At 58.2% G+C, this 12902-nt stretch carries 11 protein-coding genes; 8 read left to right on the forward strand and 3 right to left on the reverse strand.

Annotated features, from left to right (window positions below; genetic code table 11):
• Positions 1-25: 25 nt before the first annotated feature.
• The 4 genes from folP to RFER_RS10185 all read left to right on the forward strand — a co-directional run bounded on the left by folP (position 26) and on the right by RFER_RS10185 (position 3211).
• Positions 26-904, forward strand: a complete 879-nt coding sequence (gene folP, locus RFER_RS10170; RefSeq protein WP_011464305.1) for a dihydropteroate synthase — start codon at positions 26-28, stop codon at positions 902-904.
• A gap of 41 nt (positions 905-945) precedes the next feature.
• Positions 946-2277, forward strand: coding sequence for a phosphoglucosamine mutase (gene glmM, locus RFER_RS10175; protein ID WP_011464306.1), 1332 nt, complete (start codon positions 946-948; stop codon positions 2275-2277).
• Complete coding sequence (locus RFER_RS10180) at positions 2274-2795, forward strand: GNAT family N-acetyltransferase (RefSeq protein ID WP_011464307.1); 522 nt, start codon at positions 2274-2276, stop codon at positions 2793-2795. The genes glmM and RFER_RS10180 overlap by 4 nt, the downstream gene beginning before the upstream one ends.
• A gap of 83 nt (positions 2796-2878) precedes the next feature.
• Positions 2879-3211, forward strand: a complete 333-nt coding sequence (locus RFER_RS10185) for a hypothetical protein (RefSeq protein ID WP_011464308.1) — start codon at positions 2879-2881, stop codon at positions 3209-3211.
• A 1-nt stretch (position 3212) separates the two neighbouring features.
• Here RFER_RS10185 and RFER_RS10190 read toward each other — a convergent pair whose 3' ends face one another.
• The gene (locus RFER_RS10190; RefSeq protein WP_166485702.1) at positions 3213-5834 is read right to left on the reverse strand and encodes a bifunctional diguanylate cyclase/phosphodiesterase; all 2622 of its coding nucleotides are present in this window, start codon (positions 5832-5834) and stop codon (positions 3213-3215) included.
• Positions 5835-6004: 170 nt separating this feature from the next.
• Between RFER_RS10190 and ppk1 the strand changes: the two genes are divergently transcribed.
• Both ppk1 and sixA read left to right on the forward strand, forming a co-directional pair.
• Positions 6005-8107 carry a polyphosphate kinase 1 gene (ppk1, locus tag RFER_RS10195; protein ID WP_011464310.1) on the forward strand — a complete coding sequence of 701 codons (2103 nt, stop codon included), beginning with the start codon at positions 6005-6007 and terminating at the stop codon, positions 8105-8107.
• Position 8108: 1 nt separating this feature from the next.
• Positions 8109-8570, forward strand: a complete 462-nt coding sequence (gene sixA, locus RFER_RS10200; protein WP_011464311.1) for a phosphohistidine phosphatase SixA — start codon at positions 8109-8111, stop codon at positions 8568-8570.
• Positions 8571-8624: 54 nt separating this feature from the next.
• Here sixA and RFER_RS24575 read toward each other — a convergent pair whose 3' ends face one another.
• Positions 8625-9035, reverse strand: a complete 411-nt coding sequence (locus tag RFER_RS24575; RefSeq protein WP_011464312.1) for a hypothetical protein — start codon at positions 9033-9035, stop codon at positions 8625-8627.
• A gap of 208 nt (positions 9036-9243) precedes the next feature.
• Here RFER_RS24575 and RFER_RS10210 point away from each other — a divergent pair, with 208 nt between their 5' ends.
• Positions 9244-11190 (forward strand): PhoX family protein, encoded by a 1947-nt coding sequence (locus RFER_RS10210; RefSeq protein WP_011464313.1) that lies wholly within the window; start codon positions 9244-9246, stop codon positions 11188-11190.
• Between the two features lie 20 nt (positions 11191-11210).
• Positions 11211-11972, forward strand: a complete 762-nt coding sequence (locus tag RFER_RS10215; protein WP_011464314.1) for a lysophospholipid acyltransferase family protein — start codon at positions 11211-11213, stop codon at positions 11970-11972.
• A gap of 162 nt (positions 11973-12134) precedes the next feature.
• On the opposite strand, the gene RFER_RS10220 is transcribed toward RFER_RS10215, so the two are convergent.
• The gene (locus tag RFER_RS10220) at positions 12135-12608 is read right to left on the reverse strand and encodes an Lrp/AsnC family transcriptional regulator (protein WP_011464315.1); all 474 of its coding nucleotides are present in this window, start codon (positions 12606-12608) and stop codon (positions 12135-12137) included.
• Between the last annotated feature and the right edge of the window lie 294 nt (positions 12609-12902).

Genomic DNA, 12902 nt, shown 5'->3' on the forward strand with positions numbered 1-12902 from the left:
CAAATTTCTGGAGCGCTCTTTCAGCATGAAATGGAACACGGCCCGATTCCTGATTGACCTCAGCCGCCCCCAGGTGATGGGCATTGTCAATATCACACCCGATTCGTTCTCGGACGGTGGTCAGCACGCATCCACCGCAGCGGCTCTGCGGCACTGTGAGACGCTGCTCAAAGAGGGGGCTGACATTCTGGATATCGGGGGGGAGTCGACCCGTCCCGGCGCTTTGTCCTTGCCACTGGATGAGGAGTTGGCGCGGGTGCTGCCTGTGGTGCGTGAAGCGGTTCGCTTGGGTGTGCCGGTATCGGTCGATACCTACAAGCCAAGGGTCATGCAAGCCGTGCTGGACCTTGGCGCTGACATCATCAACGACATTTGGGCTCTGCGTTGGACTGAGCCCTGTGCCAACCCCGCACCCGCTGCCTTGAACGCCATGCAAGTGGTGGCAAAACACCCCAGTTGTGGCGTCTGTCTGATGCACATGCACCGTGAACCCTTGACGATGCAGATGGCCCCCATGGAGGGGGACGTGGTGCCGCAGGTGCTATTATTTTTGGAGCATTTGGCCCAATCGTTGCATGGGCTAGGGGTAGAAAAGAATCGTATCGTTATTGACCCCGGCATTGGCTTTGGCAAGACCGTGGCACAGAATTTTGCGCTACTGGCACGGCAGGGTGAGCTGCTGGGTGCGGGTTATCCGCTGCTGGTCGGTTGGTCGCGAAAATCATCATTGGCAGCGATCACAGCCACCCCGCTGGCCGCCGCGGCGACACTGGATGTTCATGAGCGCCTGGTGCCCAGTGTGGCCGCTGCGTTGTTGGCCGTGGAGCGTGGCGCAGCCATTGTCCGTGTGCATGACGTGCGGGAAACCGTGCAGGCTCTCAAGGTGCTCGGCGCTATAAGATAGTTGGCGTCGATTTCATTTAACAGATAGGCAAGAGTAGATCAATGACTAGAAAATATTTTGGCACGGATGGTATTCGCGGCACGGTTGGGCAAGCGCCCATCACCCCTGATTTTGTGTTGCGTCTGGCCCACGCGGTGGGTCGCGTGCTCAAAAAATCAGAAGCGCGTCCGACCGTGCTAATTGGCAAGGACACCCGCATCTCGGGCTACATGCTGGAGAGCGCGCTGGAGAGTGGTTTCAATTCTGCCGGTGTCGATGTCGTGTTGCTGGGTCCCTTGCCGACACCGGGCGTGGCCTACCTCACGCGCGCTCAGCGAGCCTCGCTGGGCGTGGTCATCAGCGCCAGCCACAACCCCTTTGCCGACAATGGCATTAAGTTTTTCAGTGCTCAGGGCAGCAAACTGCCAGACGTTTGGGAGCATGACGTGGAGGCTGCGCTGGATGAGCCACCGGTATGGGCTGATTCCGCCAGCCTGGGCAAGACGCGGCGACTCGATGATGCCGCAGGCCGCTACATTGAATTTTGCAAAAGTACATTTGCCAACGACCTCACGCTCAAGGGGCTCAAAATCGTGGTGGATGCTGCGCACGGTGCGGCCTACCAGGTGGCGCCCAAGGTGTTTCACGAATTGGGGGCAGAAGTCGTCGCCATTGGCTGTTCGCCCGACGGTTTAAACATCAACCACGAGGTGGGAGCCACACATCCGCAGGCCTTGATTGAAGCCGTCAAGGCGCACCAAGCTGATTTTGGTGTGGCGCTCGATGGCGATGCTGATCGTCTGCAGTTGGTTGACCATGCGGGTCGTCTGTACAACGGAGATGAGCTGTTATATCTGTTGGTGGACGAGCGACTGGGACGCGATGAACCGGTACCGGGTGTGGTGGGTACCTTGATGACCAATATGGCCGTGGAGGTGGCGCTTCGAGCCCGTGGGGTGCAGTTTGTGCGCGCCAAGGTGGGGGATCGTTATGTGCTGGAAGAGCTTGAAAAGCACAAGTGGCTGCTTGGCGGAGAAGGCTCTGGCCACTTGCTGGCGCTGGACAAACATACCACCGGCGATGGGCTAATCTCGGCTCTGCAGGTGTTGCAAGCCTGCGTACGCAGCGGGAAGAAGTTGGCTGAGTTGCTCGCTGAAGTAACACTGTTTCCGCAGACGCTGATCAATGTCCGCTTGCAGCCCGGCCAGGACTGGCAAGTCAGCGCCAACCTGGCCAGCGAATCTCGGGCGGTGGAGACAGAACTGGGTGCCGCGGGCCGATTGCTGATTCGTGCCAGTGGCACAGAGCCCTTGGTGCGCGTGATGGTGGAGGCGCGTGATGCCGTCCAGGCCAGGGCGTGCGCCGAGCGGATTGCCAACACCCTCTCGGTATGACCATGGCGCCCAACACTTCCCTGCGCGTTTGTCGCGCTGATTACGCCAACCCCGTGCATGCGCAAGCACTGGTGAGCTTGCTGGACGCCTATGCCCAGGATCCGATGGGGGGTGCCGAGCCCCTGAGTGAATTCGCCAAAGTCAATCTCATCCCGGCACTCGCAGCGCGCCCGCAGGCCTTCAGTGTGCTGGCGTTTGATGATGTGGGCGGTCTTGGCGGTGGTCTTCCTGTCGGGTTTGTGAATTGCATTGAAGGCTTCTCGACCTTTGCCTGTCAGCCTTTGGTCAACGTACACGATGTGGCCGTGTTGCCTGCGTACCGGGGGCAGCGTGTGGCCGAAAAGATGCTGGCTCTGGCTGAGAAAATAGCGCGTGAGCGGGGTGCCTGCAAACTCACGCTCGAAGTGCTGCACGGCAACGCGGGCGCCATTAAACTTTATCACCGCGTTGGATTTGCCAACTACCAACTTGACCCGGCCATGGGGCAGGCTCAATTTTTGCAGAAGTGGCTTCGTTAATGGCAAGCAGTTGAGCTTCCTGGTCAGGATGCTGTGCGCGTGGATAGCAGCAGAATATTGGCTATTCTTTTAAAATCCTGCGCATGAACTGGCTTCGAAAATTGCCTGGATTTCAGCAGACGCCCTATGGACTTGAGTGGCGCCTGCTGCGCTTGATGCCGACGGCGTGTCTGGCGGGTACGCTGTTGCCTGCCCTCATGTCGCTGGCTGCCCGTTTTTTGATCGTCGACGGCAGCGCGGCCGAACTGGCGCGACGCATTCAACTGTTTGATTTTGTGATGATTGGTTTGGTGATCTTTATCTGGGCGCTGGTGGTGACTGTCACCATCGGCTGTGTCATTGTCTGGCTCATGAAAGGCCCAGCCTACGTGGCCGATGGCTTTGATGTGTCGCACAGCGATAAGCCAGGTCGTTGATTCAGAGCCTTATGTCAATTGCGGACTGAGCGGGAACAAACGGCTGGTTTGAAGATGATTTTGTCCCCATGAACGCCTCAAACTGTTCAACCGGCAGCGGTCGGCTGAAATAGTAGCCTTGCACTTCGGTGCAGCCCTTGGCCTTCAAAAATTCAAGCTGCCCCTCGGTTTCTACCCCTTCGGCAATGGTTTGCATGCCCAGGCTTGTCGCCATGCTGATGATGGCGCCCACAATCGCCTTGTCGTCGGAGTCTTCGGTGATGTCACGCACAAAAGACTGATCGATCTTGATTTTGTAGACCCGAAACTTTTTCAGGTAGCTCAGCGACGAGTAACCCGTGCCAAAGTCATCAATCGACATGCGTACGCCGCGCTCGTGCAAATTGTTCATGACGGCAATGGCCCCCAGCGGGTCGGTCATGGCAACGTTTTCGGTCAGTTCGAGTTCCAGCAAATGGGCGGGCAACTGGGCTTCATTCAGAATGCTGGTTACCAGTTCAGGTAGGTCGGCATGGCGGAACTGCACCGATGACAGATTGACAGAGAGAGCAATGGGCAGCATCCCGGCGTCAATCCATGCCTTGAGCTGCTGCACGGAGGTACGCAGGACCCATTCGCCGATGGGCAAAATCAGTCCGCAGGTCTCGGCCACGGGAATGAATTCAGCCGGCGGCACAGCCCCCAGTTCGGGGTGACTCCATCGCAGCAAGGCTTCTGCGCCAACGACACGGCCACTCGCCAGCGAAATTTGCGGCTGGTAGTGCAACTGCAGCTGATTGCGCTCCAAAGCACGGCGCAGCGCATTTTCCAGCGTCAGGGTGCGTTCAGAGCGAGCCTGCATTTCTGCCGTGAAGAAGCGGTAGTTGTTGCGCCCGTCTTTTTTAGCGCGGTACATCGCGGCATCGGCGCAACGTGACAGCGTGTCGAAGTCCGAGCCATCGCCAGGAAACAAGGCAATCCCGATGCTGGGTGTCACCGTCAACTCATGCGGTTCGAGCTCAAATGCCACCAATGCCGATTGCAGCAACATTTCGGCGATATGTGCAGCACCCGCAGCATTTGTTTCGGGAAGTACCAAAATGAACTCATCACCACCCAGACGGCAAACTGTGTCCTGCTCACGCACGGCGCCTTTGAGCCGACCCGCTAGCGCAATCAGCACTTCGTCGCCTACCCGGTGTCCGAGCGAGTCGTTGACGTTCTTGAAATGATCCAGGTCCAGGAGCAACAGCGCCAGCGGTGTGCCATTGCGCTGCGCGGCGCTAAGTGCCAGGTTGCAGCGGTCGGTCAACAACACCCGATTGGGCAGGCCTGTGAGTGAATCAAAATGTGCCAGCAACTGGATTTTTCTCTCTGCCTGCTTGCTTTCGGTGATGTCGCGGCATAAAACCAAAAAGAGGGGTTCTTCGCCAGGCAACGCTGATTTTCGCGTCACCGACATTTCAAACCAGTGCATGCCATTGTCAAGCGGCACTTTGATTTGTTTGCCGATTGAACATTCTTTTTCTTTGGCTTCCTGCAAGGCCGCCAGCACGATCTGGCAGGCCTGCGGCGGCAGCAATTCCATGATCGTTCTGCCGATCAGGTCCTCGGTCGGCCATGGCAGTGAGTCAGTCCGGGACGAGTGTGCGTTGTAACAGCGCCCGTCCAGTCCCAACTCAAGCAGCGGGTCCGGAATCGCGCCCAGCGTGGCTTGAAGCTGTCGCTGCGTCGCCAGAATTTCAGCCGTGCGCTCGTTCACCTGCACTTCCAATCCCTGGTCACGCACCCTCATCTCATACAGTAACCAGGCGAGATAGGCCATCAACAGGCTGAGAAAAAAGTTGATGGTGGCCTCGAACCCGAGACGGTCTGATTGGCCCCAGCCGTTGATCGGCGCGACACTCAGTGTCCACTGGCCGTTGGGCAGTTCCAGCGTGCGCTCTACCGGTGCATCGAGCACACCGTTTCCAGACGCCTCAATGCTTTGTCGCTCGCCGGTGTCCGGTGCGGTGCGCCAAAGCTCGTAGGCATAACCGCGTTGCGTCAAAAGAGGCAGGCGGGCAGAGGCCAGAGCATCCGGAAACCGCAAGGTTACGTAAGTGAAGCCCCAAAACACCTTGTGTCCCTGCGCATCGTTCAGAAAGACGGGCAGACGCCCCACAACTCCCAGGCCACCTTGCGCAAGCTTGAGGGGTCCCGCCAGTGTCAGCCTGCCGGTGTCACGGGCCATGAGCGCCTCTTGGTTCTGGGTGTTGTCCTTCAACTGGTTAAAGCCAATACTTTTTTCATTGCCAGCAAGAGGCACCACGTTTCGAATAATGCCGTCGGGAGCCATTCCCAATGCGGCAACGCCCGGATAAAACGGCAGCATTTCAGTGGCGACCGCTTCGAAATCAGCGATGTTTCCCTGGCCCTGGCGAACCAGCGCGGCAATTGCATAGGTTGCAGACAAGGCCCGCTCGATATCGCGTTGCAGGGTGTGTGCGTGATCTGCGGTCAGATCAGCTGCTCGCGCGCGGACTTCTATAAGTGTCTGCTGTTCCCAGCGCCAGATTAAAACAGCGATGGCCACCGCGCTGAAAACAAAGACGCTCGTCGCCAAAATCCATTGGCGCGTGCGGTGCTGGCGGGCTGCATTCATCATGTCGGTCGGAGTCTATCAATAAAGGAGTCGGCTCGGTGTGCGCTTCATCGTCGACGGACCTGGTTTGACGCGTTGCGCCAGTTGAGCTGGGTGCGGAGTAAGCTGCTGTCACACGATTGTCACCAATACGGTCAACAATCAGTCATATAAACGAGCCTTGGGGCATCATGTCTTCATTCTTTCGTCAGCCAAAATTGATGCCGGCCACTGCAGCGGTGACGCTTCTTGATCGCGATCACAGCATTTTTGCGTTCAACGAGCGGGTGCTGGATTGGGCCCGGCGCAAAGACGTTCCACCGCTGGAGCGGCTGCGCTATCTGTGCATTGTGTCTTCCAATCTGGATGAGTTTTTTGAGGTTCGGGCGGAGCCTCATCTGGTGGCCAACCAGCGTCAGGACGCCAAGGGAAACTATACGGTGGCGTCGTTTGAGCGGCTTGCCATGACCGCACACACCTTGGTCGCGAGCCAGTATGCGCTGTACAACAATCACGTGATGCCGACACTGGAGGCGCAGGGCATCAAGGTGGTCTCCCATGGTGAGCGTAACGAGGCCCAGCGGCGCTGGGTCAAGCAGTTCTTCGAGCGCGAGGTGCGCCCTTTGCTGATTCCGGTCGGGTTGGACCCTTCGCATCCGTTTCCGCAAGTGGCCAATAAATCGCTCAATTTCATCGTGCGCCTGGGTGGCCACGACGCGTTTGGCCGAGAGAACGAGATTGCCATCGTGAAGGTGCCGCGTGTTTTACCGCGCATGATCCGCATGCCGGAAAAAATCTCGGGTAAAACATACCACTTCGTCTCCCTTTCCAGCGTGATTCGGGGACATCTGGCCGAGTTGTTCCCGGGGCGTGATGTCGGGCAGTTCTCACAGTTCCGGGTGACGCGCCATTCCGATCTTGCCGTGGATGAAGATGACGTCAGGAATTTGCGCACAGCCTTGCGCCAGGGCCTGGAATCCCGTCAATTTGGCCAAGCGGTGCGGCTGGAAGTGTCCGCTGGGTGCTCAGAGTACTTGTCAGCGTTTCTGCGCGAGCAGTTCAATTTGCCGGAGCAGGCCTTGTACCGCGTGCCCGGACCGGTCAATCTGGTTCGATTGACGCAGTTGATCGATCTGGTGCCGTTGCCGAAACTGTGTTTTCCCATCTACCAGTCCTGTTATCCGACGCAGTTGACACCGGGCGTATCGTTTTTTGAGCAACTCAAGCTGGGCGACGTCTTGATTCACCAGCCGTTTGAGAGTTTTGGCGGTGTCCTGGCATTTTTACGTGAAGCCGTGAATGACCCGCAGGTGCTGGCGATCAAACAGACGATCTATCGCACAGGCGTTGACTCAGAGTTGATGGATTTGCTGCGCGAGGCGGTGCGGCGTGGCAAAGAAGTCACCGTGGTGGTGGAACTCAAGGCTCGGTTCGACGAGGAGGCCAACATCAACTGGTCCGAGATGCTTGAATCCATTGGTGCGCAGGTTCTGTACGGCGTGGTGGGGCTTAAAACCCATGCCAAGATGATGCTGATCACCCGCCGTGAAGGCAAAAAGCTGGTGCGTTACGCGCACCTGTCGACCGGCAACTACAACCCTCGCACGGCGCGCCTGTACACCGATTGGGGCCACCTTACGGCCGACACGGTGCTCACGGCCGATGTTGAACATGTGTTTGTTCATTTGGCCAGCCACAGTCTGCTGCCCAAACTCAAGCGGGTATTGTTGGCGCCGTTTTATCTGCAACGCAAGCTGCTCGAGAAAATCAATAAATTGGGTGCTGTGGCCGCGTCCGGTGGGGTCGCTCGCATCGTTGCCAAGATGAATGCCTTGACGGATGAAGCACTCATCTACGCATTGATTCAGGCCGGGCAGAAGGGTGCCAGGATTGACCTGATCGTGCGCGGTGCCTGCATGCTGCCAGCCCAGGTGCCGGGTGTCACCGACAACATCCGGGTCCGCTCCGTCATTGGCCGGTTTCTGGAGCACTCGCGGGTCTTCTACTTTCGCCTTGATGACGTGGAAGAGCTTTACCTGTCCAGCGCCGACTGGATGAATCGCAACATGCTGCGCCGGGTAGAACTGGCCTGGCCAGTCACGGACCCGGCGCAACGCCAGCGCATTGTTGATGAAGAGTTGGTGGCCTATTTGCACGACGGTGTGGACGCGTGGGACTTGCTGCCGGACGGCACCTATGCGCGCGTCAAGTGCGAGCATCCACGCCTGGCGCATGGTGCACAAGCTGCCCTGATGGCGCGCTACGCCGGACAGGACGACAGGCGCGCAGGCTGATATGGACCTGATCTTATGGCGTCACGCGGAGGCGCAGGAATGGCTGGAGGGTTGTGACGACATGGCCCGTTCACTCACTTCGCGCGGCGAAAAACAGGCCGCACGCATGGCGAACTGGCTCGACCGTCAGTTGCCCGAAGGGACGCGTATTTTTGTGAGCCCGGCACGCCGTTGTGAGCAAACTGCGCAGGCACTGGGACGCAAATACAAGTTGCGAGAAGAACTGGCGCCGGCCGCCAGTGCCGACCAGTTGCTGGCGCTGGTTCAGTGGCCGCTTGCAAAAGGCACCGTGCTGGTGGTGGGTCATCAACCTACGTTGGGCCAAACCATCGCCCAGTTGCTCGGTTTAAGCGCGCCCGAATGCGCGGTCAAAAAAGGGGCGGTCTGGTGGCTGCGCAATCGCCAGCGCGAAGCACTGTCCCAGACTGTGGTCGTCGCGGTGCAGTCGCCCGAGGTCATTTAGCGAATCCACCAGCGCGGCATTTTCAGATGCGGTCCGGCAGAAGTTCGCGCCGGTTCAATCTTTGTTGGGGCGCCCGGTCTTGATGGCTGGCACGGCCTTCAGCGCGGCCAGAAAGGCCCCGTCTGACATGGCAGCCAGAGCCTTGATGCCGGCGCGGAGCAATTCACTTTTCTTGACGGCATGGGCCAGCTTGCCAGCGCGTTGCTTCAGGTCGTCGAGCACGGTGTATTCAGCCTTGGGGATGGTAAAGCTGTCGCGTACCAGTTTCGATTTTTTCACCTTGGCGGGCTTTTCAGTCTTAGGCATGGCAATTGGTTTGGCAATTGGCTTGGCGCTGCGTTTGGGCGCAACTTTTGCCATGGTGGCCGGCGCTACCGGCGCTGGCGTGACCTTGGCGCGAACCACTGCTGGTGCGGCTGTTTTTGCAGATTTGGCAGAAACGATTTTTTTGTTTGTTGTGACCATGGTGAACTGTCCTTTAAAAAACGATTTATACAGTTTATATTGTTTGATACAAATTCGTCAAGTTGCAGGTTCAATTGGACGGGTTTGCCTGGACACACACACGTGTCATCGCCATGGTTCGCGGTGTTTCACGGCACTGTCATAAAACCGCCGTCATCCTGTCATGATTGATTTTTATGCTGATGGCTTTTCAACCCGAGGAGTCTCCATGAAGTCAAATTTTTCACTCACCAACACCGCATCCGGCAAGCCTGAGCGCATTGCGCCAGGATCGACTCACCTGCAGCGCCGCCAAGTGCTCAAAGGCGCGCTCGGTGGCGTTGCCACGTTGGGGCTGGGAAGCTTGGGTCTGAGCGCCTGTGGTGGCAGCGATGCCGCAACAGCCGTTGCCCCCACGGGTGTGGAGTTCATCGGCATGACTGCCACCATGACCGATGTACAACGCGCTGCCACTTTCACCAGCGCCAGTGTCAAGATCAGCTATTCCGATGCCAGCACGAAGACCCAGGCATTGACCTACAACACCCTGTTCAAGACCGGCGACACGCTCAAGAACGGCAGCGCCAACGTGATTGCGGGCGCTTACTACGACATCAACGGCAACCCCATCATGGACACGTCGGGCACCACGTCTGAGCCGTTCTACTCCGATTGTCCGGACGGCAACTCCCTGATTTCCCTGCCCAACCCGGCCGTTGCGGGCGTCACGGGCAACACGCTGTTCCTGGTGACGCAGTACGAGTACAAAACGTTGAACAACGCTGGCGTCAGCATGTACGGAAAGTTGCCATCGCCCATTTCCATCACCACCCTGGACCAGGACAAGACGACGGGCGCGCTGAAGGCCGTCAAGCATTTCAACGTGGACACCAAGCCGGCCAACGGCCTGTGGATCACCTGCGCCTCCAGCCTGTCGCCCTGGAACACTCACCTCTCCAGCGAAGAATACGAGCCTGACGCCGCGAACATCGCCAGCAACACCATGTTCCAGGAGTTCAGCAAGAACCTGTACGGCAGCACCACCGCCGCCAACCCCTACCACTACGGCCACGTGCCGGAAGTCACGGTCAACCCCGATGGCACGGCCTCCATCGTCAAGCACTATTGCCTTGGCCGCATCGCGCGCGAACTGGTCGAAGTCTGCCCTGACAACAAGACCGTGCTGATGGGTGATGACGGCACCAACACCGGTCTGTTCATGTTCCTCGCCGACAAGGAAAAAGACCTGAGTGCCGGCAGTCTGTACGTCGCCAAATGGACCCAGACCTCGGCCACCGCGGGCGGTGCCGCCACGCTCACCTGGATCAAGCTGGGCAGCGCCACCAGCGCTGAAATCAAGACCCTGGCAGACACGCTCAAGGCCAGCGACATCGTCACCGTCAAGAAGACAGATCCGCTGGATGCGAGCTACACCAAGATCGCCTTCAACGGCGCGACCGAATGGGTCAAGTTCACCGTCGGCCAGGAAAAAGCTGCGGCCTTCCTGGAATCCCATCGCTATGCCGCTGTGATGGGTGGCTCAATGGAATTCACCAAGATGGAGGGGGTTGCGCTCAACCGCAAGGACAAAGTGGCGTACATCGCCATCTCGTACATCCAGAAAAGCATGTCGGATACGGCAGGTGACATTCAAGCGGGCGCCATCTCGGCCGGTGCCACCTACGAACTCAAGCTGTCGGCAGGCCAGAAGGACAAGGCGGGCACGGCCATCGGCAGTGACTGGGTGCCCACCGTCATGGCTGCTGTTCTCGCACTGGTGGGTGAAGACTTGGTCGCACCCGATGCCGTGGGCAACACCGCCAACGTCGACAAAGTGGCCAATCCGGACAACCTCAAATTTTCCGAAAAACTGCGCACGCTGTACATCGGCGAAGACTCGGGCATGCACGTCAATAACTTCCTGTGGGCCTACAACGTGGACACCAAGAAACTGTCGCGCATTTTGTCGGTGCCTGCCGGTGCGGAGTCGACCGGCCTGCAGGCGGTGGACAAGCTCAACGGTTTCTCTTACATCATGAGCAACTTCCAGCACGCGGGCGACTGGACGGCGATCCACTCTGTTGTCAAGGTCGGTGCTGATCCGCTGATCAATGCGAACTGGAACAACAAGAAGAGCGCCGCCATCGGCTACCTCAGCGGCCTGCCCACACTTTGAGCGTGTGTTGTTTCGGTTTGATGAAACCGATCGCTCCCAGGGTTCGTGCCAGTTGGAAGCTGGCATGTGTGCTGCTGCATCTGGTGCGCGGCTGGTGGACGGTGGTCCTGGTGTTTCCAGGACTGACGACTCCCCAAAAGCAAGAACGAATCAGGGCTTGGGCCCTCGCCCTTCTTGCGCTGCTAGCTATTAAATTGGTAGTAGTTGGCAGACCGCCAAAGCGTGGCCCCTTGTTGCTGGTGTGTAACCACATCTCGTGGCTCGATATTTATGTGATTTATGCGGTCTGCCATTGCCGCTTTGTCGCCAAAGCCGATGTTGGGCGCTGGCCCCTGATCGGAACTCTGGCTGCGGCTGTCGGCACCTTGTTCATCGAGCGCGAGTCCCGGCGTGACGCTTTGCGTGTGGTGCAGCAGATGGCAGATAGCCTGCATGCCGGTGACTCGATCGTGGTGTTTCCAGAAGGCACCAGCAGTGACGGCGTTGGTGTGCTGCCATTTCATGCCAACCTAGTGCAAGCCGCCATTGCTGCCAATGCGCCGGTGCAACCCGTGGCGCTGCGGTTTTCGGATGCCGCCAGTGCCGCGCACAGCCTGGCGCCGTGCTACATCAATAACGACACGCTAATGGGCTCCATGTGGCGCATGCTGACCGCGCCGCCGCTGTGCGCGACCTTGATCTTTGGCGAGCAGCAATCAGCCCAAGAGCGTGGACGGCGTGCGTGGAGCGCCGACCTGCGCCTGGCGGTAGAAGCCCTGCGGGCAAGCCCCATAGACAGTTGAGTGCAGAGAGCGGTGGCGTGGCGTGGGACTCCAGGCTTGCACCTTGGTTTGTTTCATGGTCGGCGCATCACAAGTTTTGATGTGAGTGTCATGGACTTCTTCTCTTGACCCATCCATCAGACGTCCCGAGTTCGATTTTTAATACCGGCCCTATCTTAGGTTCTATCGTGGTGGCGCCACTGCCAGCTCCGTTTTACTCACCACTTTGCGCAGCACGAAGCTGGAGTGCACACCGGTCACGCCCTCAATGCGGGTGAGCTGGTCAAGCAGCAAAGATTGGTAGTGATCCATGTCGCGCACGGCCACCTTGAGCTGGTAGTCGGCATCCTGCCCGGTGATCAGCAGGCAGTCCAGCACCTCCGGCAATGCGCACACGGTCGCCTCAAAATTGGCAAAGCGCTCGGGCGTGTGCAGGTCCATGGAGACGTTGATCAGCGCCAGCAGCGTCAGGCCCAGTTTTTTGGCGTCCAGCACCGCCCGGTAGCCCACGATCAGGCCGGATTCCTCCAGCGCACGCACCCGGCGCAGGCAGGGTGAGGGGGACAGGCCGATGCGGTCGGCCAGGTCCTGGTTATTGATGCGCCCGTCTTGCTGCAGCACTTCAAGTATGTGTTGGTCGTAGCGATCCAGTTTCATGTTTTGCCTCATATTCCGAATATGCAGGCAGATTATTCCAAATTAATTTAATTTACAAGCAGTCAATATCTAAAAACTTGATTTTTACGAAAACTACGCAATCTCCTGCTGGGCGCCCCGGTCTACACTTCCCTCACCTGTTACCCACGGGCAAATGCAACAAATTGGTCATAGCCAAACATTGCGCAAGCTGGCCTCACGAGGGCGGGCAATGCAAAACCAGAACCCAGGCGAAACATTCGCCCTGGGTTAATGGAATCTCTTAACCACCCCGCGTCCTTGAATGCCTTTCTT

The sequence above is a fragment of the Rhodoferax ferrireducens T118 genome (assembly GCF_000013605.1).
Taxonomy (GTDB): domain Bacteria; phylum Pseudomonadota; class Gammaproteobacteria; order Burkholderiales; family Burkholderiaceae_C; genus Rhodoferax; species Rhodoferax ferrireducens.